The sequence below is a fragment of the Glaciecola sp. 1036 genome, from assembly GCF_050306235.1.
Lineage (GTDB): Bacteria > Pseudomonadota > Gammaproteobacteria > Enterobacterales > Alteromonadaceae > Glaciecola.
This window is the reverse complement of record NZ_JBLWFH010000003.1, coordinates 411,789-434,383: the sequence shown is the minus strand read 5'-3', so window position 1 is coordinate 434,383 and position 22,595 is coordinate 411,789. Positions and strand designations below refer to the sequence as shown.

Sequence of the window (22,595 nt, the reverse complement as noted above, 5' to 3'; positions counted from 1 at the left end):
CATGGCTGGGATATTCGTTGGAATTGGGTTTTTCGTTTTCGATTGGTCGCAAACAATAACATCAGAAAACAACGAAGAACAGAGTTAGATTAAAAACACCTATGGCAAAAGTAAAGCAGGCAATAGTACTGTTTCCTATGAGGTATTGGGCAATATCAAGCACAATAGTTATTTCAGCATGAGTTATAATTTGGCAAATCAAATGATAGCAGCCAATGGCAATAGCTATCTCTATTATAGTAAAAGCTAAAGTCGGGAATTAATGAGCGATAATTTCGGAATATCTTGGCAATATTTCTTTTTGTCCTTGCTCCTGCCCGTTTTTATTTGGGCGGTATTATCGTATTTACATTTTACTTTCTTGGAAATAGTGAGTTTAGGTTTAGGAGCGTATTGTTTTACATTGGTTCGGCTTGCTTTGCTTTATTGTTTTATGCGGGCGGAGAAGAAATGCTCTATCTTTCAACCAAGAACATCACGAAGTTTGTGACTGAAGACAAGAGAATATTCAGATATTCTTCCTTATTCTTCACAATCTTTTTAATTCCAATTGTGATTGCTGAATCAATGCATATGAATTGGAACCGATATATTGGAATCTTTCTACTATTTCTAAGTTATTTCGCCGCTGCTTTTTTTGCTAACTTTCGTGAGCTTGAATTCTCCTCATCAACATTAGAAACAATTAGTTGGATTTTTCGAATCTTTTCGATATTTTGCGCTCTCTTAGCGATAATTTTCGGCTTTGTAAACCTCTTAGCTGGGGACTGGTCATCGATATTTTAAATGTTCCTGATATTTTTTGCTGGTAGGTGGACTTAAAAAATTTATTCACACACCAATACCGCGTTCACACAACATTTATAAAAAAGTGCCGCGAACTTTTATCGTAATTCGTATTCAAAATTAATTAATGCCTGAAATCTATTGTTGATAACTAACAGGTCATTTATCATTGCGCAAACACCCTTAGGTTTCCTTTTATTGTTTTGTATATTAGAAAAAATTGTCATTTTATGGTTTATTTTAGTGAATGGTTGTCAATTTATGATTAATAAAGAAAATCCAAGGAAAATACTCAATACCATTTCAAGAGGCTTCGACGGAATGTTCGTTGTCAATTTATGATTTAACGGACATTGATTAAATGTGGCAAAAAGTTAAAGTTAGCTTACTGATAGTACTTGTTTTAGTACTAATACTGGTTTTTCTATCTGTCGATTTCTCGGGTTCAGTGAGTGCAGATGGCGGCCGACAATTAAATGATGCTGATTCTGTTAATCAATTACTATATGAATCCAGACAAGCCATCATTAAAAGAAAAAACAACCATCAAATTAAAATTACCCAGAGTCAAGCAACGAGCTTAGCTGGGTTTTTACAACGGGCCTATCCAGAAGCCAGAGCGATCGTAGATTTTCGAAGTGACCACATAATGATTGCTGCAACCTATCAATTTACAGAGTTATTTGGTGGCTTGTACTTTAATCTCTACGCTGAAGTTGTCGAAGGTGAAGGTTTTAATTTAAGGTCGGTCAGTGTTGGTCAAGTCCATGTTCCAGGCGGGTTGGCACTATGGTTGACTGAAATAATCGCTAATAGGTATACCCAAAGTGATGTTGCCAGTGTCGCTTTAGATACAATTGAAGCTGTTCAGGTTATTGATAAAACGGCAATTGTTTCACTCAAACCTTTACTATCATTATTGTCAGAATTTAAGAAGGTCGATACTAGCGGGGAAGATGAACGCAGCAACATATTTAAACAAAGAGTCATGGGGTATCTTTTCTTTTTAGATCAATTACCACCAAACCCTGAAAATCGTAATTCACTAAACTATTATTTAGTGGAATTAATGAAAGAAGCCAAGGTGTATAGCCAAAATGGCGATCCGGTACTAGAAAACGAAGCAGCTATAATGGCTTTATCAGCCTATGCAGGGCATCGAAGGTTTGCTAGGACAGTAGGAAATTTAAGCGAAACTATGGGCGGGGTAATACCTACAGTTGATAAAGGAACCACGCTAGCTGGGCGTCATGATTTAAGTTTGCATTTTATATTTTCAGCGGCAATCAAACTTCTATCGCAACAAGGGTTTAGTATTGCCGTCGGCGAATTTAAAGAGCTTATGGACAGAGGTCAGGGCGGGTCTGGATATAGCTTTGTAGACTTGTCAGCTGACATGGCCGGCGCGCATTTTGCGTCACTAGCGGTAACTCCCGAATTGGCAGAGAGCATTCAGGATATTATTATCGCGTTTGATGATGAAAATGCCTACTTTCCACAAATTAATAATTTAGATGAAGGCCTGTCAAAGCAAGCATTTATACAAAAATATGGTAGTGTTGACAGTGAGACATATCAAAAAGTAGTCAAGGTAATTCAAGGGAGAATTGACGCCCTGCCTATTTCTCATTAATTGCAAATAAGGACACAATGATGCAAGTAACAAGATTCAAGTTTTTAACCGCTTTGGTGCTACTGCTAACAGCATTTATTTCCAATGCTTCTTCGGTTTATAAAGTTAGTAAGGGTGATAAGTTTCTTTATCTTGGAGGAACTATTCATATTTTAACTGCAGATGATTATCCTCTAGCTTCCCCTTATCAAGAAGCATTTGAACAAGCAAAAGAAGTGTATTTTGAAACTGACATTGCAGCTTTGAACTCGCCAGAGTTTCAGCAACAAACCTTGCCAGTGATTTTGCAACCGCAAGGACAAACCTTGAATGCTCAGTTATCTCCAGAAGTGCAAACTCAATTACAGACTTACTTGGATAGTCGGGGTATTCCTGCTGCCCAGATTCAAGCACTAAGACCTGCTGGTGCTATGCTAGTACTTACTATTACTGAGTTTCAACTTAGAGGTTTCACCCAACCTGGTGTCGACGATTTTTTCTTCAACAAAGCAACTGAAAATAAAAAGCATATAGGTTGGTTAGAGTCTGTTGAATCTCAGTTAGATCTTATTAAAGGATTTAATGACATGGACCCTGATGCACTTATCAAATACACCTTAGAAGATGTCAGTAAAGGTGACGAGATGATCTTGTCTCTTCACGAGGCTTGGAGGAAAGGTGATTTAAGTGGTCTTTTTGCCGCAGGTATGGATTCATGGATAGATGAATATCCAAAGGTGTATCAAAACATAATGGTCGATCGCAACAATGCTTGGTATCCGCAAATCGTCAATATGCTAAAAGATGATGATGTAGAATTTGTACTAGTAGGTGCTCTTCATCTTGCAGGTGAAGATGGGTTAATTCATTTGCTAGAACAAGATGGCTATAAGGTAGAGAAATTTACTCCTTAGAATCACTTTAGAGAACCGAATGAAGAGTTAAATCCCCAATTAGATATTGGGGATTTTTTTATGTCTATTTTAATCTAGTTAGGCTATCTGTTTTATGCAAACTGACTTACAGCGAGTGCCAAGGCATTAAACACTGGTTTTAAATTTAACCAAGGTTGCTAACAAGAGCTCTAGTTTTTTCACCGTTTCTGGAAGCGCTGCTTTTATTTCTTGTTCGCTTAATTGCTGCAACTGTTCAACATCTGAAGCAATTTCTTGTACATAAGGAATAAAGCGTTTGCTTGAGGTTTCAAATGGCGAGTCATCAGGAAATATAGCGGCAAACTTGCCCTTACCGTCTTTTTGCAGCTTATCTAAATTATTGTCTGCATCCACCGCTTTTCGATAAGCAATTTGTAAATTGTCATTGAACGCGTCAATAAGATTGTTCATATTTTCGGCTATCATGTCGATACTATTTAATGGTGGGCAATTTTGCCTACTTTTACTTATTGCTACAAGCAATTAAGGAAAAAAGTATGGATATTCAAGGTAGCAACCTTGCGTATGCACTCGATGTTAAAACGGCACAGATGTCGAATAACCAACAAAAACAGGAAGGCCAAGCGGTATTGCAACTTTTAGAATCTGCAGTTATCGCGCCTGTCGGAAGTTCTGGATATAACATCAATACTTATGCATGAGTAATAGGGAAAGGGTAGCACCTTTCCCTATTTTTATTGGAGCTCTAAATACTGACGTTTTTATTTTCGATCAAAATATTAGATTGGGTAACCTTAGTCACATTTTCAATAATCGACGGCTTTTCCACATTTTCAATGGTTATGTTAGTCAAACTTAACCCAGTGATAGGCGTATGGTCATAACCACGCATCATAAAAGCTCTTTTGGCATTTTTCACATGTAAGTTATCAATACGAATATTTTCAAGCTTAGGTGGAAATTTCCCAACATCGCCTTCTTCATAATGAAAATTCACCACTATGGCGTCTTTCACCTGACCGATATCGATATTTCGATAATTTAAGTTGGATAAATGTCCACCGCGTATGCTGTTGGTTTTAATTCTAATGCCTCTATCAAGCACAGGACTGCTCATTACACAGTCTTGGGCATACAGATTACGCACACCGCCAGAGATTTCACTACCGATTACAATACCGCCATGGCCAGCTTTCATTTGGCAGTTTTCAATGATGATATTTTCACAGGGTTGATTGACTCGTCTTCCGTCAGCATTTCGACCAGATTTAATGGCTATGCAGTCATCTCCTGTATCGAAAATACAATTTTGAATTAGCACGTCGGTACAAGACTCGGGATCACAGCCATCAGAGTTAGGACCAAAGCTTTCACAGTGAATACCATCGACGATGACATTTTTACATAGGACCGGGTTGACCAACCAGAATGGTGAGCGATTAATGGTTACACCTTCAATCCAAACATTTCTACAGCGATAAGGTTGAATAAAGGGAGGTCTTAAATAGTTATCTTCAAACACGCGCTCTTCAACAGCCACACCGTCCTCAGCCATCCGTTGAATAGCATCACGAGTATATTTTTGATTGAATTTAGGGTGGTCGCCCCATTGCGCTTCTTTCCACTTTCCTTTCCAAGGCCACCAGTTATCTTCACTGGCCCCGCCGTCAAGAGTTCCTTTACCCGTGATCGCAATATTTTCTTGTTCGAACGCATAGATCAACGGTGAATAGCCAATAAGCTCTGTTCCTTCCCATCGGGTATATACATAAGGTTTATAATCATCGGGGTCAGTTGAAAACTCTAAAATAGCACCTTCGGCCAAATGAAAGTTAATATTGGATTTTAGATGCACCGGCCCTTTAATGAAGAACTTTCCTTCGGGTATCAATAAAGTGCCTCCACCTTGAGAGGATAATTCTTCAATGGCCTGCCTTATAGCATCACCTACATCTTGCTGTGAATTAGGCTGCACACCATAATCTGTAAGTTGCACTTGGCGGGAAGGAAAAACAGGCTGTTTAATTCGCGCTTTGATATTCGCAATTTCTTGATCCCAATCATTTGTCGTAGTTGCTACAGGATTGACTGCTTGACTGCAGCCTATTACTGAGAGAAAGGGAACTGCGGCCAAACTAGCCGCGCCATATTTTAAAAATTGCCTTCTACCTATTTGATTACTCATGAATAGTTACTCTTATTTATTTAAATAGTAAGCAGCTAGAATAAAAGGCCCAACGCCTTTGGGATCGTTCGGTGTGATAGGCTCACTCAAATAATATTCAAACGACCCATCTCGGTATGGGTTTCCTCCAAGACCAGCTACGCGGCAGACTTTTTCTAGAGTGACCACATTGGTTTCAGGATCTACACTTATCATCTGATCGATCATACCAGCAAAGGCTTTTTCAGCGTATTGTCGATATGATGTAGGTAGTAGTCCTAATTTAACACCTTTAGCAATTGAGTAAGTCAACATAGCTGTGCCTGAGGCTTCTAAATAATTCCCTTCTCGTTCACCTAGGTCGGTCACTTGATACCAAGTGCCTGATGTATGTTGATATTTCAGCGCAGCATCAATGAATTTCTGAAAACGCCCTTGTAACCATTGTGTTTTGGCATGCTGAGTAGGCACAATCTCCAATACATCAACCATAGCCATGGCATACCAACCTAGAGAACGAGACCAATGATGCGCAGACAGTCCTGTCTCTTTATCAGCCCAAGCTTGTTCTTTCGATGCGTCCCAACCATGACGAGGAAGCCCAGTTTTTTCATCATATAAATTAGCTTCTATTAATTCGAATTGCTTAAACACGTCTGCTAATTCTGCAATGTCGCCATAGCGCATTATATATTCAGCGTAGAAGGGCGCGCCCATGTATAAACCATCAAGCCACATTTGGTTTGGATAGCGTTTCTTATGCCAAAATCCACCTTGCTTGGTTCTTGGGTGATCGACTAGTTGCTGTCTTAGTATATGGGCTGCTTTTATGAATTTTTCTTTCCCAGTTTCTTCATATAAGAAAAACAGTAATTTACCGGGATTAATCATATCTATATTATATTTTTCGACTTCATAGGTCTTTATATTGCCTTGATCATCAATTAATAAATCATAGTAACCAAGAATATAATTCAAATAGCGAACGTCGCGCGTTTTTTCGTACACTTTAGAGATTGCAAGTAAATCTAAACCGTGAACATAGTCCCAATAAGGGGCTTCGTCCCAATCAATTTGCCAGGCCTCAGGAAACCTCACCATCTCTGATTCAACCATTCTAACGTGCCATGGTTGTGTGTTATCTAGTGGTGTAGAAGAATAGGCGAATACTGATGTAACTAGAGTGCATATGGTTACAAAAGTACGTAAATACTTAAAAGCCATTTCTATATCCTTTTCTAATTAAAATAATTGCTAAATGCTACCGGTAGCATAATGATTATTTATTAATGAATTGTCAACTTTTTACGCCATAGAAAAATACATTAATGTAACAATTAATTTTCATATTGTTTATTTTGCGTAACACATTGAATTATTTATATATAAGTTACAAATAGAAACTTACCATTGAATATTAAATTAGTATTTAGTTTATTAAATTTCATTATTAAAAAGTGAAAATATTAAAAAAATTTCTTTTTTACAATTGCCACCGGTAGCATAACGGTATAGTATGTAAATCAAATGTAAAACTTGTGATTATGTTTCGAGGTTGCATTTAACATTGAGAAAGAAATTAGACTAGGTTGTTTTTTCTTTTTCAATTTTTAAAAGTTTATCCAACACATAAAAAGTGAAACTTTAGGAAAAACACATGACAGCACACAACATCAATGATGCGAAAGCGTCAGGGAAAGGCATTGTTCGATGCCTTATTTTTGCAAATTCTCCAAATTTGATTGGAACAATCTTTAGGGTTGTTAAATCCATTAGCTTCAAGTCACACACTATTCAAACCTTGCTTACACGTTAAGGGGAACACGATAATGAACTTTAAAAAATCAAACATAGCCATTTTGGTCGGTCTTGCAATGGCTGGTACCATAGTTCAGGCACAAGAGTCTGAAGAAGTTGATAGCTCTCCAGAAGCTCAGCTAGAAGTTATCGAAGTCACGGGCTTTAGAGGCTCGTTAAACAAATCTCTTTTAGAAAAAAGAACCTCTGTAAATAATAAAGAAACCATAGTTGCCGAAGATATCGGTAAGTTTCCTGATTTAAACATTGCTGAATCAATCCAACGTTTGCCTGGTGTGGCAATTTCTCGTGAGGGTGGTGAAGGTCGCCAAATTACCTTACGCGGTTTAAGCCCATCTTTCACCAGAACTACATTAAATGGTATGGAAGTACCTGCAAGTACAGATGGTACTGATTCAGGCGGTGGCGTAAATGGTGGTCGTGGTTTTGACTACAATGTATTTGCTTCTGAACTATTTAACCGCGTAGACGTGCAAAAATCTCCAGTGGCTTCAATGGAAGAAGGTGGAATTGCAGGTACAGTCGACCTCTATTCTGCAAAACCTTTCGACTATGATGGATTTAAAGTGGCGGCTTCTTTGCAAGGTGGTTACAACTCAATTACCGAAGAAGTTGACCCAAGAGCTGCATTCTTAATTAGTAACACTTTCGCAGATAATACCATAGGGGTATTATTTTCAGCGGCAATGTCGGATCGTACAGTGCGTCAAGAAGGTTATGGAACAGTACGTTGGACAACTCCAGTACTTGACGGTGGTGGTATTTTTGCAGATACATCTTCTACTGTAGTGACGGGTACGCCGGATGTAGGGACTTGTGAAGACGACGGTGTCGCAGTCGATCCAATCAACTGTCTCTGGACTCCTAGATTACCGCGTCCAGATTATTTTGGTAATGAACAAGAAAGAACAGGTTTTACCGGCTCTTTCCAATGGGCACCTTCAGAAGACTTTACGTTAACCTTGGACGCATTGTTATCAACTTTAGATAACAAACGTACCATGTATAACTTCTTCCATATGTTTAGAAGTACCTTTGATGAAATTACCCCAACAGCTATCACCATAGCTCCCAATGGAAAACAAGTGCTAGCAGGTTCCTACGACGGTGTTCAAGCAAGAATTGAGAGCCGATTGCAAGAATCAACCACGGATTTTTCTCAGTATGTTCTTTCCGGCGAATGGTTTGTAAACGATGATCTCACCATCACAGCAATGGCAGGTACAGCAGAATCAGATGCGCGTTCTGAGCAATACAGATACAACATGACCCAACAGGGCACCACTAGTTTTGCCTTTGATTTTACAGATAATATGAACGCTCCAACCGTGACATACGGTTACGACGTTAATAATGCTGCCAATTACAATTTAAGCGATGGTCGGTTACGAGCGACTGACGTATTGCGCGAAAATGACACTATTAAGTTAGATGCTGTATATGAAACTGATGATGTTACCATTAAGGCTGGATTTGCCTATAACGATCGTCAAGTAACCTATGATGAAGAGCAAATCAATGGATTCCCAGATCAAAGTTCAGCGGTAGGTTATGCTGAAATGATGCCGGTAGATGATTTTGGTAGCGGTTTTGATGGTCCTTTAGCGCCTTTCTTGGTAGCGGATTTTGATGCTATTAGTTCTGATTTATTGGATGTTACTTGGACTCCACGTTCTGCTCAAAGTTGGAACGTTGGAGAAGAAACTCAAGCTGTCTACATCGAAATGGATTCTAGGTACGAAATTGGCGATATGGAATTACGTGCTAACTATGGTGTACGTTATGTTGAAACTACAACAAGTGCTGAAGGTTTCATCCAGGGTGATGTAGTACAAATTGAAAACGACTACAAAAACTTCCTTCCAGCATTAAACTTTGCCCTTAGTGCGACAGATGACATCGTTGTTCGTTTGGGATTAACCCAATCGATGACTCGCCCAAGTTTGAGCTCACTGAACCCTGGTAATCCAAGTTTTAGTTATATCAATGGTACCGTTAGTGTAGGCAACCCTTTCCTAGACCCATTCACGTCTAACAACGTAGATTTTGGTGTTGAATGGTATTTCGATGACGAAGCACTACTAGCAGCGACCGTATTCTATAAAGACATTGATAACTGGATTGTAAGATCATCTGAAGAAAGATTAGTCGACCCTGCTTATTACAACTTTATAGATAATGATCCTCAATATGATCCTGTAATTGCGTTGGATCCTCGCACAGTACCTTATGAGCATAGCAGTCCAATTAATGCTGAAGAGCGCACAGTGAGTGGTTATGAGTTAATTTATCAACAACCCTTTACCTTCTTACCTGCGCCATTTGATAATTTTGGTATCTCTTCTAACTACACTTACGTAAATGCAGATGATATTGAAGGGTTATCTGAAACTTCGTACAACTTTACGACTTATTATGAAACCGACAATTATGGTGCTCGTATATCGGTTAATAAACGTGATGATTATTTAACTGACTTTACTGGCAGTAATGGTAACGTCGCTCACGGTACCACAGGTCCGACTCAAGTTGATTTCTCATCCTTCTACAACGTGAGTGAAAACTTGACGGTGACGTTTGAGGTTATTAACTTAACTGATGAATATGAACGTTTATTTACCACTGGAGATGGCACTCTGAACTTAATGCGTGAGTATAATCACACTGGACGCCAATTCTTCTTAGGTGCTAGATACTCTATGTAAATCTTCTAATATATTAGAATGTAAAACGGCCATCTTTAATGGCCGTTTTTTTTATCAAGGGAGAACTCCTAATTGACAGATGTTGTCCAAGATTTCCCCGTATATTTACCGGTAAAATCGAGAGGAAAATCTTGTACGCAATCTCCTCGAACTTCTTGAGAGCGTTTATTGATGTAATGCCAAAGTTCGATATTTTCCTCACTTGGCCGTAAACCCAATTTATTCATGCTTTCAAACAGAAAACGTCCGCTGTTAAGCATAGACGCATTTAAACCATTTAAAGCAGCTATGTCGCGACTCAAGGTCAACCTTGTGGATTCATCCATAAGTTCAATCATCTCAACCATGGCTAGACGAGAAGTCAGTGCATCTTCTGCTTCTTCTATTTCAATCATTTGAACCACCCAGCCATAGGCTTCCCCGTACAATTCAACCTTTTCAATAGACATATGATCAAATGCACCTGTGGCAATGGCTCGATCAAAGGCTCTTGTGTAATAAGACCACAAAGGCACAGGATAATAGGTATTAAACGCCGCATCGCTTTCATCCGTTGCTTTGGCGATAGGCGGTTTTACAAAAGCTTCCCCATTAGGCGTTTTTACAACTGTTGCCAGGTTTTTCAAACTTTCCAACATACATGGCTGAGCACTAAAGCGTCGCATGGTGCCAGTTGCCATAAAGAGCAGATCCTGGTCCATGGCTTCAGCAATAATATCAGCCGTTTCCTTGTCATTTAACTGTTTGACCCATTCTTGAGTCCAAAGGGCGAGGAGGACACCAAATACAACAATGATAAATTCCATTGACCATTGTTTAATGCCTTGCAAGTTCTGCAATTTGCGACTTAGTCTTCTTAACATCAGTTCCTCCTATGAGCTGATTTAATGGTAAGCTTAAACACGGAAGCAGGGTATTTTTTAGTTAATCGAGCATTTCATTCATATAGACGCATTAAGTTAAACGCATTCTGCTCTTTTTTCTATTTTACTTTAACAGTATTTGGTCATTGCATTCAAAAGGAGTTGGAAATGTTATATCAACGAATATCTCGTCATTTCAAACGTCAAGATTGGTTCGCGGCATTCCTTGACTTGCTTATAGTGGTAGCCGGCATCTTTATAGGTCTGCAAGTCACCGAATGGAACATTGCACGCTTGGAAGCCAAACAAGAAAAAGCCTATTTAGAGCAAATTTTGCTAGAAACTACGCTTTCTATCGACCGTAATAGTTACCATATAGATAAACTGAACGAGTGGATTGGCTACCACAAAGTAGCCATTCAGGCTCTGGAAACCGGCGAATTAAAACCAGAAGATATGCATGATGTGGCAAAGAGCTTTGAAAGCTTGCTGTTTAGTTCGACACCCCATATGCAAAAAGAAAGCATTGAGGATTTAACCAGCTCAGGCAAATTTTCTGTCTTTAAAAATACAGAATTGGTATCCAGCATTAAAGATGCAGTTACCTTACACAATACTATTTTGACAAGCTTTAATGCTATGCAACTTAGGATTTATTCAAAATCCTCATATTTAGACGGTATGGTCGCGTCCTTTGATCGTGGCGATGATTTTAGCCGTTTTGCAGATTTTGATTTTGCTGCGTTGAGTAAAGACAGAACATTCATCAGACACCTCAAAAATATTGTGATTACATTAGAAGTTAATAAAAGGTGGATCGATACCTTGAGAAACGCGCAAATTAATGTTCAAGACATGTTACAGGCAGAGTTGGAAAGGGCTGATTAAGCGAAAGAATAAGCCTTTTATTGACATTTTCTCTAGTTTGCCATGAAATTGACTTACATAAGCATATCTAGTACCTGTCGATTCGCGCGTATCTAGACGTGTAGATAAAAAGATTGTTAAACCCAATATGAAAAACCTACTTCTATCGTTAAGTCTACTAGTAAGCCAATTTGCCTTGGGAGAAGGTATGGATGAATTTATCCAAAAATTAGAAAACAAGCAAATTGAAGAGTGGGCTTTCAACTACGAGTTCTATGAAAAAATACACGGCAAAGTTAACCCAGATGTCTGGCCAAATTACTCGTCATTAAATATTGCTGAACGCTATGTAGCATTAATCCTAGATCTTGAAGGGCAAGTGAACAACGGTGGTTTTGATCAGTACTACTTTAACTCTTACGGTGATAATGCAGCTGAGGCTGTCTTGGCGCTAAGAGCAATCGGTGCAAATAGTGTTGCAAAAATGCTTGTCGAGTCATTTTCTGTTTTTCCTAGTTCAAAGCCATCCCCCGATAGGTGGGTGCGTCAGGCGCAACTTGAGAAAATCGGTGAGTCAGGCAACGAAAAGCTCTCAAAATTAGATGATCAATTTTATGAGTACCCTGATAATATAAATGCATTGCTAAGTGCTTATATAATAAGCAATCGTGCTCAATTTGAATAAAGGTTTAACAAGCGGCTCCACCGGACAAATTTTATTGTCACCTTTTTTGCGCCAAAAAAGCCGCCAACAAAATTTGCTCGGTGAGCCGGGCGTTATCTTCTATTTGGCATCTGCACTTTTCTCAGTTAATCTTATCATATGCCAGCAGTATTAAGATTAGGTCCTTACCGTTTCTTCTTTTTTAGTAATGAGAACGGAGAACCTCCACATATACACATTCAACGAGAACGTATGCTTGCAAAATTTTGGTTGCAGCCTGTATCTCTTGCGAGCTCTACTCGATTTCCACCGCGAGAATTGAGGAAGCTTGAGCAGCTAGTGAATGAGAATAGAACAACTTTATTGGAGTCTTGGAATGAGTACTTTAGCAGTTGAGCATCACCCGTTAGCGGAATCAGTAGAGTGTGATGCGGATTCTTTAACCGTTTTTTTGATTGACGGAAGAAAAATATCTGCGCCTTTGATTTGGTTTCCACGGTTGTCAAAGGCCACGAAAGAACAATTAGAAGACTGGGAGTTGCTGGGAGATGGTGAAGGTATCCATTGGCCGCAACTTGATGAGGACATTAGCGTAAATGGGTTGTTGATTGGCAATAGTGCGAGAAGATAACGAGTCAGTTAACTCATTTCCTTCGGTCATTGAGACACAGCCTTGGCTGTCGCCAAATCTGCGTTATTTACTGAGGCGTTAAGTGAAAGTAGAAACTGAGTAATGGTTATACCAATAGAACAAGAGTTGAAGGCCATTTGCCAAGAGATTTTTGATAAAGCTCTTGGATTGCCTGAATGGTCAAAGATCGAATCAGGAGACATGTTTCAACAAGGTAATTTTATTGGGGGCTTTGATGCCGATGAACAAGAATTCTGTTTTAGCTATTTTGCCACAAATAAAAATGAATATTGGTTTCAATTCAGTCTCGAAACGGCAGAAGAAATATCACAAGGCATTCGGCTAGTTCTAGTTGGTCGACCAGCCTAATGAAAACACATAACAATCACAGCCATGCTCTCCAAATACCTCCGCTATTTGGCCGGACCTCCCTACACGTTGCTTCGGTCGGGCCATGCTGCGGGTGTTAAGTTTCTTGGGAATTATTAAACAAAGAATCAATAAAAAATATGCCAAAGCAGTTTTGTTCGCCAATTTTTGTGGTGGACTTGCAACATTCGTTGCTGCTTTTCTTTTTCTAGTGTCTTGGGAAACTAATAAACAACCGTCTTACCTTTCATTAATGAGCGGCGCCGCGAATGTCGCAGTCTTGTTTGGATTCGTTGGGCTGGTTTATAGCTTTGTATTGGTGACTCCGTTACTAATGTTCACTTCACACATTAGGCTGTTGTATTTAGGATTAGGTTCTATCATCGTTTTGTTACCTGCAATTACGGTTTGGGGCAGTGGGTATTGGGATATCTTAGCTCTATGTTATGGTGTTACTGCTTCATTGGTTTACATAAAGATGAATCGAGCAAATGAAACTTAACAACATGATTAACGCACTCGCTGCGCTCGCTGGGACGTATTTTTGCTGCGGTTTCGCCATTTTCGCAACAAGCATTCGCTCGTTATTGGGGTATTATGGCGCATTAAGAATGAAGCAACTTTTATTACTCAGCTTACTAATTCCAATTAATTCTCTAGCAAGTAGCTATAAAGAGCTAGGAGAAAGTGGAGGTACTAAAAAAAGTGCGCTAGAAAAGTTAGGCGCTCCTACAGTCGAAGCAGAGTTATCTGTCCCTGACTTTATAGTTAAAGGCCTCGGTCCTGTTAGCTGTGAGCTAGCGAATGAACTAATTGATAAATTTTACTACTTCGAATTGAGTTAACTATCCCATGTATATGTCTTAGACATATATATGAGGGTAAATCTTGGATTGAATCTACAAAAGCGCCATTTGTTGGTCAAAAACATCTTCTGGAATGATTGCACCTTTTTGACCAATAACCACATTGGCAACTTTAGCGCCAAATCTAGCACTTTCGGAACAGGATTTGCCAGTTAATCTATAGGCTAGATAGCCTGCATTAAATGCATCGCCAGCGGAAGTTGTATCTACCACGTTTTGAGAGGGTTTAACTGGGACAATGCACTCTTCCAGACCTGTGATAATTTTGATATCAGTAGGACCGTTTTTAATGACGATTTCGGCGCAATCTTTATCTTTCAAGTAAGCGTAAATGTCCTCGCTTGAATCATGGTCAAACAGTACTTTATGATCATCGCCACCCGGAAAAACCAAATCTGCGCATTGATAGGCTATATCGATCCAGTGGCGAGCTGTTTCTGGATTTTCCCATAGTCGGGCACGGTAATTAGGGTCAAAGATAATTTTACAGCCTATTTGTTTTAGCTGCTGCAACTTTGCAAACAAAGCCTTGCGTTGCGCTTCGTCTAATATAGCGATGGAAATACCGGAGAAGTAAAACCAATCGGCCTCGATGACTGTATCGCCCAAAAGATTTATTGTCTGTTTAGCAGCTGATTGTGAACGCCAGTATAAAAATGATCGCTCTCCGTTAGGATCATTTTTAATCATATAAAGGCCAAGGGTATCTTGTTCACTGCGCAGCACTAAATCAGTTTTAATTCCCTTTTTATCAATGTCATCAAACAGCTCATCACTGATAAAATCATTGCCAATTGCGGTTAAATAACTCACCGATATCTTTGGTTCGCAGCGTTTTAAATAGACCGCAGTGTTGTAAGTATCACCTGCAAAACTTCTATTTAAATGCTCAGTTGATTGGGTACTGAGCTCCAACATGCATTCACCAAATATGACCAGCTTTGTCACTTTAACTGCTCCATAACTTCATCGATATTATCTGGGGTGAGCGTGGATAATAATTGTACTTTTTGCTGCACGATTTGACGAAAATCGCGGTTATCTGACAATTCTGCAAACACCTGTTTTTGATCTAACACGGCATCTACAAGGGCACTGATGTCGCCTTTGTGTTGTTTAGCTAAAGAAAGCAGTTTATCTGCCAGCGGATCAACCAGTTTTTCATCATCTGTTTCACGTAATGCTAAAAATAAACACCATGCTGCAATAGGCGCGCATAACAAAGAATAAGACGTGCCTTGCTTAATATGGTCTCGTACAGTGCCTAATATCCTAAATGGCAATTTCTGTGAACCATCCCATGCAATTTGCGACAACATATGCCGTATATGGCGGTTCTCATAGCGTTGAATGATGGCTTGTGCATAAGCTTCAACGTCCATATCGTGGGTTTCACCAAGGGTTGGAATGATTTCTTGTGCAAGTAAACGTTGGATAAATGCTTTTATAGAGGGTTCTGAAATGGCCTCATAAACAGTAGTTTTACCGCATAAGGTGCCTATGTACGCGAGTGAAGAGTGAGTGCCATTTAAAACTCTGAGTTTTGCGCGTTCAAAGAAACTAACGTCTTTAGTAAATATCACCCCAACTTGATCCCAATGCGGTCGTGGTCCGGAAAACTCGTCCTCGATAATCCATTGAGTAAAGGCTTCTCGTTGAATAGGCCAGTTATCAAATACCCCAAGCGTTTGATAGACCAGAGTTTTGAAGTTTTCGTCAGTGGCCGGGGTAATGCTATCGACCATGGTACAGGGAAATGCAATAGTCTGTTCTATCCAAGTCGCCAATTCTGGAGAATACTCATGAGCCAATTGTACTACGGCTTTTTTTAGTTTTTTGCCGTTGTCGGTCACATTGTCACAACTAATGATAGTAACTTCTTTCAGCCCCTTAACCATCCGAGTATTTAACATTTGTACCAATAGACCAACGGCACTAATCGGAGCTTGCTGATTAGCTAAGTCATGCTTTATATCGGCATTTTCACGATCTAATTCACCAGCGGCATTTAAACAATAGCCCTTTTCGGTGACCGTTAAAGTCACTATTTTAGTTTCGGGGGCAGCTAACGCCTCTTCAATGTCTTTTCTATCATTGCTCAAGGTCGAAAGATCTTTTATCGCGCCAATAACTTGCATCGACGATTCATTATCTAATGCGGCTAGCGTGTATAAATTGTCTTGATCACTCAGTTCTTGCTTCAAGGTATTACTGCGCATCGATACACCGTGAATACGCCAGTCACCGCCTTTTTCTAACGCTAGCTCTGTGTAATAGGCTTGGTGTGCTCTGTGAAACGCCCCCGGTCCTATATGCACAATGCCGCACTGAGTATTTTGTAAATCGTACTTAGGCGTTTTGATCTGAGAGGGAAGCGACGCCAAGGTACTTAATTTAAGTTGCTTCATGCTAATTATCCCAGTTTGTAAGCTTTTTTCGCTAGGTCATAGGTGAGTTGTTTAGCAATGCTGGTAGCTTCAGATTCGCTAACTCGGTGTTCAACCACTAACTGAGCCAGGAAACGACAATCTATTCTACGTGCAACATCGTGACGAGCAGGAATAGATAAGAATGCACGCGTATCATCATTAAACCCTACAGTATTAAAGAATCCTGCAGTTTCCGTTACTTGATGACGGAAGCGAAGCATGCCCTCAGGGCTATCATGGAACCACCAAGCAGGTCCAAGTTTTAAACAAGGATAATGACCAGCTAGCGGCGCTAATTCGCGACTGTAGGTGGTTTCATCCAAGGTAAACAATATGATATTGAGTTCAGGCGAGTTGCCGTATTTGTCTAACAGAGGTTTTAACGCATTGACATAGTCAGTTTGCATTGGAATATCGTGACCTTTATCTCGTCCAAACTGGGCAAATAAACTTGAATTGTGATTACGATAAGAGCCAGGATGAATCTGCATGACCATACCATCTTCAACGCTCATTCCGGCTAGTTCAGTTAACATTTGTGCTCGGAACAATTCTTGATCTTCAGCGCTACTATTTCCAGAGTTTACTTTCGCAAACAAGGCGACGCATTCTGCTTGGCTAAGATTAGCTGTGCGAGCGGTAGGGTGTCCGTGGTCAGTTGCTGTAGCGCCGTGATCTCTAAAATAAGCACGACGTTTTTTCAATGCTGCTAAATAGCCATCCCAAGTTGATGTATCTTCGCCAGTCAAATCGCCAAGCTTGGCAATATTGCTAACAATATCTTCTCTGGATGCATCCACCACGTCATCTGGGCGGAAAGTCGTAATGACACGTTTGTCCCATCCTGTACCTTTAAGCTTTGCGTGGTGAGGTAAAGGATCTAAAGCGCCTTCAGTGGTGGCAATCAATTCAATATTAAACTTGTCCATTAATGCTCTAGGTTTAAAAGCATCTTGGGTTAATTGCTCGGTAATATGTTGGTAATATTCCATTGCATTTTCTTTGCATAGCATATCGCTAAAACCAAACACATTTTTGAATACAGTATCTAGCCACATTCTAGATGGCGTACCCGCAAATAAGTAATAATGCTCAGCAAACAATTGCCAAATTTTCTCTGGGTCTTTTTCGGTTTCGCCACCGTCCCAACGCGGGATCCCTAGCTGTTCAAGGGAGATTCCTTGGCTGTACAGCATTCTAAATACATAGTGATCGGGGATAATCAGTAACTCAGTCGCGTTACCGAAATTGGAGTTTTCAGCAAACCATCTAGGGTCGGTATGCCCGTGGGGGCTAATAATGGGTAAATCCTTTACTGATTGATAAAGGTTACGGGCGATATCGCGCGTTTTTGTGTCTACCGGAAAAAGTCTATCATCATCGAGTAATATTGGAGTCATTATTGTTTCTTCTTAAAGCGTTACGCCACGTTTCCAAATGGCAATTTCCTGACTACCATTTTTTTCGTTGCATGTGAGTTGTCCAGACGCAATATCGATACACTGCTGTAGAAGTGCATTGGCACATTCATCTATGGGAGTGTCTTCTAAAATTACGCCTGCATTAAAGTCAATCCAATGAGGTTTTCTTTGTGCTAAATCGGAGTTAGATGAAATCTTAACTGTAGGTACGGGAAAGCCTAAGGGAGTTCCCCGACCTGTGGTAAATAACACAATGTGCGCGCCACTCGCCGCTAGGGCCGTTGAGCTCACTGCATCATTTCCCGGTGCTTGTAATAGCGATAGTCCCTTGCAAGCTAATTTTTCACCGTATTGCAGCACACTTTGAATTTGCGCCTGTCCACCTTTTTGTACTGCACCCAAAGATTTTTCTTCTAAAGTAGTCAAGCCGCCGGCTTTGTTTCCCGGAGAGGGATTTTCATACACAGGCTGTTTATGACTAACAAAGTACTGCTTAAACTCTAATATGAGTGATTTGATATTTTCAAACACAGTCTGGTTTTTGGCGCGATTCATTAATAATTGCTCTGCACCAAACATCTCAGGCGTTTCAGTTAGTAGCACTGAACCACCTAAATCACACATAAGATCTGTCACGCGTCCTACTGTTGGATTTGCCGTGATACCACTAAAAGCATCACTGCCGCCACACTTCATTCCCAGCACTAACTCACTAACACTGACATCTTCTCTTTGGTCATTTTCCATAGAGCGCAATAGTGATTCCACTGCTTTGATGCCCTCTTCAAGTTCGTCAGTGACTTCTTGAGAGTTAAAATAGCGAATACGATTTTCGGGTTGATCAACATTAGGCAGTAATTTAGACAATTGATTATTTTCACAACCTAGACCGACAATTAACACTGCCCCTGCATTTGGGTGAGAAGCCAAAGAAGCCAAAATTGTGCGAGTGTCGTCGAGGTCGTCACCTAATTGGGAGCAGCCAAATGGGTGGGTATAAGATCTAAAACCATCGCATTTGCCAAAAAATCGTAGTGAACACTCTTGTGCAATGCGTTCAGCCGTTCGATTAACACATCCTACGGTGTTAATAATCCAGACTTCATTACGAATACCGACTTTACCATTTTCTCGACGGTAACCTTTAAATGTACGTGATTGAGGTGCTGGTGTATCAGCAAAAGAAACCGGTGAATATTCAAATTCATCTGAATCTTTTAATAAAGTCTTTAGATTGTGGGAATGAACATGAGCACCTTGAAGTATATCTTGGGTTGCCATACCAATAGGGAACCCGTATTTAGTAATGACATCACCCTGTTTTATATTTTCTAGCGCGATTTTATGGCCTGCTGCTATATCTTCAAGAGGACTAATGTTTAGCGGCGATAGCGTTTCACCGGATGTTACCGCTCTAGTACATACAGCGACATTGTCGTCGGCATGGACTTTAATTAGCGATATTTTATTGACCATAATATTCTCTCAAAAAATTAAATTTAACGCTTCTCTTGATAATCAAAGATGTCTTTAAAGACGCTATTTTCTGTCCGGTGTTTTATCTATCGATGCTACCGGTGGCATAGTAAGGTTTAATACAACTTTTTTCAACTTTTATTAACATTTAAAGTCGCTTAATAGATTCTCTGATCATAAGCTGAGGTTTGACCAAATAAGTATCAATATCACTTAATTCAGTCCCTTCAATGTGAGCAATAATTTTCCTTGCTGCTAGAGCAGCCATATCGCCGACAGGTCTTTGAATAGTGGTTAAAGACGGAATAACTCTAGATGCCAGTAAGTTATCATCAAATCCCGCTACTGATAATTCCTCAGGGACGGATATGCCCATCTCGTGGGCCACTTTGAGTACCCCAGCTGCCATTTCATCGTTGTTGGCAAAGATCGCTGTAACTCTTGGTGACTGTATTAAAAGAGTGCGTCCGCATTCGATGCCGCTTTCATAGGTATTTTTACCCTCTACAATTCTAGTCGATGAAATTTGCACATCTAACTCGGTTACCGCCTCCAAGAAACCTTCTAGACGTTCTGTGGATGAATAATAATGTTTGGGGCCACTAATTATACCGATATCGCGATGGCCTAAAGATACCATATACCGGGCTAGGTCCCTTAGTGCCGCCCTGTCATCAGATACCACTATGTTGCGGTGATCGTCTAAATCAACTGACGCCATGCGAACGTAATTAATTCCACTGCTTTGCAGGGCTTCTGCTAAGGATTTTGATTCAGATACTGGAGGTAAAATGATGACACCATCAATATTTGAGCGACGCACAAAATTGACGCAATCATTGACAAAATCAGGACTATCATATCGACAAGGATGAACGACCAGTTCATATCCTTTTTCTGAACAAATACTTAATACACCACGTTGCACTTGGTCGATATATAACGCATCTGGATTATCATAAATCAAACCAATTAGGAACGAACGACTTGCCGCTAGGCCCCTTGCTTGCTTATCTGGCGCAAATCCAGTTTCATTAATAATTGACTGTATGCGTTCCCGGGTTTCTTTACCCACATTCGATGCACCATTGATAACTCTAGAAACAGTGCGTTTGGACACGCCTGCTAGTCTAGCGACATCATTTATTGTAGGACGTTTATTCATTCTTATTATTCTTCCGTAAACAAGCGGCTATAGCAGCTGAATAGTATCATAATTAAAACGTCTTTGATGGGCATTCTAAAATCCTAATGCTCTGGGTAAAGCTTCACTCACCCAAGGGAAATAAGTTACCAACATCAAGACTACGAACATTGCAAAGTAAAGCGGAAGCAATGGGCGTATTATATTTTCAAGTTTTGTTTTGGCTATTGCACAGGTTATAAATAACACAGAACCGACCGGAGGAGAACATAGACCAATTGATAAGTTTAAAACGATCATGATGCCAAATTGCAGTGGTGTCATCCCTAGTTCTATGGCGACTGGTAAGAAAATGGGCGTGAAAATCAATACAGCAGGCGTCATATCTAAAAATGCCCCAACCACTATCAATAATAGATTGATCAACAATAAAATTAGGATCGGGTTTTCACTCAAGGTCAGCATAGCTTCACTGAGCGTTTGCGGAATACTCTCATAGGACAGCACCCAAGACATCGCGGTAGAGGCTGCAATAAGTAGCATCACTATGGCAGTGGTTTCAGCGGATTTTAAAAATATACTGGGAAGTTCTTTAATGGTTACTTCTTTATAAAATACCACTGATAGTAATAGGGCATAGACTACCGCCATTGCGCCTGCTTCTGTGGCAGTAAAAACACCTCCTACAATGCCGCCTATGACCAATACGATTAAAAACAATGAAGGTAGGGCTGCAAGTAACTTTTGCAAAACTACAGACATAGGAAGTCTAGCTGCCAGCGGATATCCGTTTTTCTTTGCGTACACTAGGCAGACAACCATTAAGGCCAAACCAACTAAAATACCAGGAATGTAGCCCGCCATAAATAGCGCTGCGATAGAAACACCACCGCTGGCTATGGCATAAATGATGAGGATGTTGCTAGGTGGGATCAGCATGCCAGTTGTCGATGCAGCTGCAGTTACAGCGGCACTAAAATTATCGTCATACCCTGCTTTTTTCATTTCAGGCAACATAAAGCTACCAATAGCAGAGGTCGCAGCTACCGCAGATCCTGAAATTGCCCCAAACAACATACAAGATACCACGTTTACCAATGCCAAACCGCCAGGCAAGGCACCAATTAATGCCATGGCACATTCAATCAGACGCTTGGCAATACCGCCGCGCCCCATGATTAATCCAGACAATACAAAGAAGGGAATAGCCAATAAGGCAAAACTGTTTAATCCTCCAGCCATGCGTTGAGCAATAGTAATCGCTGCTGGTTCAAATTCCATACTGAACAATAAAGCCACTAAGGTAGATAATCCAATGCTGATAGAAATAGGCACATTTATCAGTAGCAACACGAAAAATGTAACAATGAGAATCAATCCGGTAAGTTCCATTATTGAATCTCCTGCTGTGTGTTATTTGTCCAAACGTCAATAATATTCATGATGGCGTAAAAAATAATTAAACAGCCAGATAGTGGCAATACAAAATATATAAAGCCCATTTTAACTTCCAAAGCCGCAGATATTTGTTCCAGTTCAAAAGTCAGATTGACCAGTTTCATACCACCATAGCTTAGCGTGACGGCGCAAAAGGCAATGACACAAAGCTCAACAATGGTAAGCACAATACGTTTACGAGTTTGGGACATCTTCTCAACGATTAAATTGAAACCTAAATGGGCCTTTTGACTATACGCATAGGCGGCACCAAGAATACCAATCCAAATCAAAATAAAACGGGATAGCTCTTCGGTTACAGAAGCTGGATCTTTCAAAAGGTAGCGAGATATGACTTGCCATATAACGGTTAACAGAATACTCGACATTGCTATGACTAAGGCAACAGCAAGGGCATTATCAAGAAATTTTTTGATTTTTAACATG

22 protein-coding genes are annotated in these 22,595 nt (G+C 40.1%); 11 read left to right on the top strand and 11 right to left on the bottom strand.

Annotated elements, in window-relative coordinates; translation table 11 throughout:
* Positions 1 to 1,147: 1,147 nt before the first annotated feature.
* Together ACNKW3_RS06915 and ACNKW3_RS06910 are read left to right on the top strand one after the other, a co-directional pair.
* On the top strand, positions 1,148 to 2,419 hold the full coding sequence (locus ACNKW3_RS06915; RefSeq protein ID WP_427398551.1) for a hypothetical protein: 1,272 nt from the start codon (positions 1,148 to 1,150) through the stop codon (positions 2,417 to 2,419).
* Between the two features lie 17 nt (positions 2,420 to 2,436).
* Positions 2,437 to 3,312 (top strand): TraB/GumN family protein, encoded by an 876-nt coding sequence (locus ACNKW3_RS06910; RefSeq protein ID WP_427398550.1) that lies wholly within the window; start codon positions 2,437 to 2,439, stop codon positions 3,310 to 3,312.
* A 126-nt stretch (positions 3,313 to 3,438) separates the two neighbouring features.
* On the opposite strand, the gene ACNKW3_RS06905 is transcribed toward ACNKW3_RS06910, so the two are convergent.
* Positions 3,439 to 3,744 (bottom strand): hypothetical protein, encoded by a 306-nt coding sequence (locus ACNKW3_RS06905; protein ID WP_427398549.1) that lies wholly within the window; start codon positions 3,742 to 3,744, stop codon positions 3,439 to 3,441.
* 86 nt (positions 3,745 to 3,830) lie between these two features.
* Here ACNKW3_RS06905 and ACNKW3_RS06900 point away from each other — a divergent pair, with 86 nt between their 5' ends.
* Positions 3,831 to 3,995 (top strand): hypothetical protein, encoded by a 165-nt coding sequence (locus ACNKW3_RS06900; protein ID WP_427398548.1) that lies wholly within the window; start codon positions 3,831 to 3,833, stop codon positions 3,993 to 3,995.
* 44 nt (positions 3,996 to 4,039) lie between these two features.
* On the opposite strand, the gene ACNKW3_RS06895 is transcribed toward ACNKW3_RS06900, so the two are convergent.
* The gene (locus ACNKW3_RS06895) at positions 4,040 to 5,479 is read right to left on the bottom strand and encodes a glycoside hydrolase family 28 protein (protein WP_427398547.1); all 1,440 of its coding nucleotides are present in this window, start codon (positions 5,477 to 5,479) and stop codon (positions 4,040 to 4,042) included.
* Positions 5,480 to 5,491: 12 nt separating this feature from the next.
* Positions 5,492 to 6,682, bottom strand: a complete 1,191-nt coding sequence (locus ACNKW3_RS06890; protein ID WP_427398546.1) for a glycoside hydrolase family 88/105 protein — start codon at positions 6,680 to 6,682, stop codon at positions 5,492 to 5,494.
* Between the two features lie 605 nt (positions 6,683 to 7,287).
* Between ACNKW3_RS06890 and ACNKW3_RS06885 the strand changes: the two genes are divergently transcribed.
* Positions 7,288 to 9,981 carry a TonB-dependent receptor gene (locus ACNKW3_RS06885; protein WP_427398545.1) on the top strand — a complete coding sequence of 898 codons (2,694 nt, stop codon included), beginning with the start codon at positions 7,288 to 7,290 and terminating at the stop codon, positions 9,979 to 9,981.
* 68 nt (positions 9,982 to 10,049) lie between these two features.
* On the opposite strand, the gene ACNKW3_RS06880 is transcribed toward ACNKW3_RS06885, so the two are convergent.
* Entirely contained in the window at positions 10,050 to 10,844 is a 795-nt protein-coding gene (locus tag ACNKW3_RS06880; protein WP_427398544.1) for a hypothetical protein, read from the bottom strand.
* Between the two features lie 168 nt (positions 10,845 to 11,012).
* Here ACNKW3_RS06880 and ACNKW3_RS06875 point away from each other — a divergent pair, with 168 nt between their 5' ends.
* The 7 genes from ACNKW3_RS06875 (at position 11,013) to ACNKW3_RS06845 (ending at position 14,220) form a co-directional block, all read left to right on the top strand.
* The gene (locus ACNKW3_RS06875; protein ID WP_427398543.1) at positions 11,013 to 11,732 is read left to right on the top strand and encodes a hypothetical protein; all 720 of its coding nucleotides are present in this window, start codon (positions 11,013 to 11,015) and stop codon (positions 11,730 to 11,732) included.
* 187 nt (positions 11,733 to 11,919) lie between these two features.
* Positions 11,920 to 12,396: a DMP19 family protein gene (locus ACNKW3_RS06870; RefSeq protein ID WP_427398542.1), complete on the top strand. Its 477-nt coding sequence runs from the start codon at positions 11,920 to 11,922 to the stop codon at positions 12,394 to 12,396.
* Positions 12,397 to 12,534: 138 nt separating this feature from the next.
* Positions 12,535 to 12,771: a DUF4160 domain-containing protein gene (locus ACNKW3_RS06865; RefSeq protein WP_427398541.1), complete on the top strand. Its 237-nt coding sequence runs from the start codon at positions 12,535 to 12,537 to the stop codon at positions 12,769 to 12,771.
* On the top strand, positions 12,752 to 13,006 hold the full coding sequence (locus tag ACNKW3_RS06860) for a DUF2442 domain-containing protein (RefSeq protein WP_427398540.1): 255 nt from the start codon (positions 12,752 to 12,754) through the stop codon (positions 13,004 to 13,006). The genes ACNKW3_RS06865 and ACNKW3_RS06860 overlap by 20 nt, the downstream gene beginning before the upstream one ends.
* A gap of 102 nt (positions 13,007 to 13,108) precedes the next feature.
* Positions 13,109 to 13,375 (top strand): hypothetical protein, encoded by a 267-nt coding sequence (locus ACNKW3_RS06855; protein WP_427398539.1) that lies wholly within the window; start codon positions 13,109 to 13,111, stop codon positions 13,373 to 13,375.
* 106 nt (positions 13,376 to 13,481) lie between these two features.
* On the top strand, positions 13,482 to 13,877 hold the full coding sequence (locus ACNKW3_RS06850) for a hypothetical protein (RefSeq protein WP_427398538.1): 396 nt from the start codon (positions 13,482 to 13,484) through the stop codon (positions 13,875 to 13,877).
* Positions 13,867 to 14,220 carry a hypothetical protein gene (locus tag ACNKW3_RS06845; RefSeq protein ID WP_427398537.1) on the top strand — a complete coding sequence of 118 codons (354 nt, stop codon included), beginning with the start codon at positions 13,867 to 13,869 and terminating at the stop codon, positions 14,218 to 14,220. The genes ACNKW3_RS06850 and ACNKW3_RS06845 overlap by 11 nt, the downstream gene beginning before the upstream one ends.
* Positions 14,221 to 14,274: 54 nt before the next feature.
* Here the strand turns inward: ACNKW3_RS06845 and ACNKW3_RS06840 are convergent, their stop codons facing one another.
* From ACNKW3_RS06840 to ACNKW3_RS06810, 7 genes are all read right to left on the bottom strand, one after another.
* Positions 14,275 to 15,189 (bottom strand): sugar kinase, encoded by a 915-nt coding sequence (locus ACNKW3_RS06840; protein ID WP_427398536.1) that lies wholly within the window; start codon positions 15,187 to 15,189, stop codon positions 14,275 to 14,277.
* Positions 15,186 to 16,649: a mannitol dehydrogenase family protein gene (locus ACNKW3_RS06835; RefSeq protein ID WP_427398535.1), complete on the bottom strand. Its 1,464-nt coding sequence runs from the start codon at positions 16,647 to 16,649 to the stop codon at positions 15,186 to 15,188. The genes ACNKW3_RS06840 and ACNKW3_RS06835 overlap by 4 nt, the downstream gene beginning before the upstream one ends.
* 5 nt (positions 16,650 to 16,654) lie before the next feature.
* Positions 16,655 to 18,070, bottom strand: a complete 1,416-nt coding sequence (gene uxaC / locus ACNKW3_RS06830; protein ID WP_427398534.1) for a glucuronate isomerase — start codon at positions 18,068 to 18,070, stop codon at positions 16,655 to 16,657.
* Between the two features lie 12 nt (positions 18,071 to 18,082).
* On the bottom strand, positions 18,083 to 19,567 hold the full coding sequence (locus tag ACNKW3_RS06825) for a UxaA family hydrolase (protein WP_427398533.1): 1,485 nt from the start codon (positions 19,565 to 19,567) through the stop codon (positions 18,083 to 18,085).
* Positions 19,568 to 19,715: 148 nt separating this feature from the next.
* A complete protein-coding gene (locus tag ACNKW3_RS06820) occupies positions 19,716 to 20,732 on the bottom strand; it encodes a LacI family DNA-binding transcriptional regulator (protein ID WP_427398532.1) in 1,017 nt (338 codons plus the stop codon).
* Positions 20,733 to 20,807: 75 nt separating this feature from the next.
* Entirely contained in the window at positions 20,808 to 22,103 is a 1,296-nt protein-coding gene (locus ACNKW3_RS06815) for a TRAP transporter large permease (protein WP_427398531.1), read from the bottom strand.
* The gene (locus ACNKW3_RS06810) at positions 22,103 to 22,594 is read right to left on the bottom strand and encodes a TRAP transporter small permease (RefSeq protein WP_427398530.1); all 492 of its coding nucleotides are present in this window, start codon (positions 22,592 to 22,594) and stop codon (positions 22,103 to 22,105) included. Before ACNKW3_RS06810 ends, ACNKW3_RS06815 begins: the two co-directional genes overlap by 1 nt.
* Between the last annotated feature and the right edge of the window lies 1 nt (position 22,595).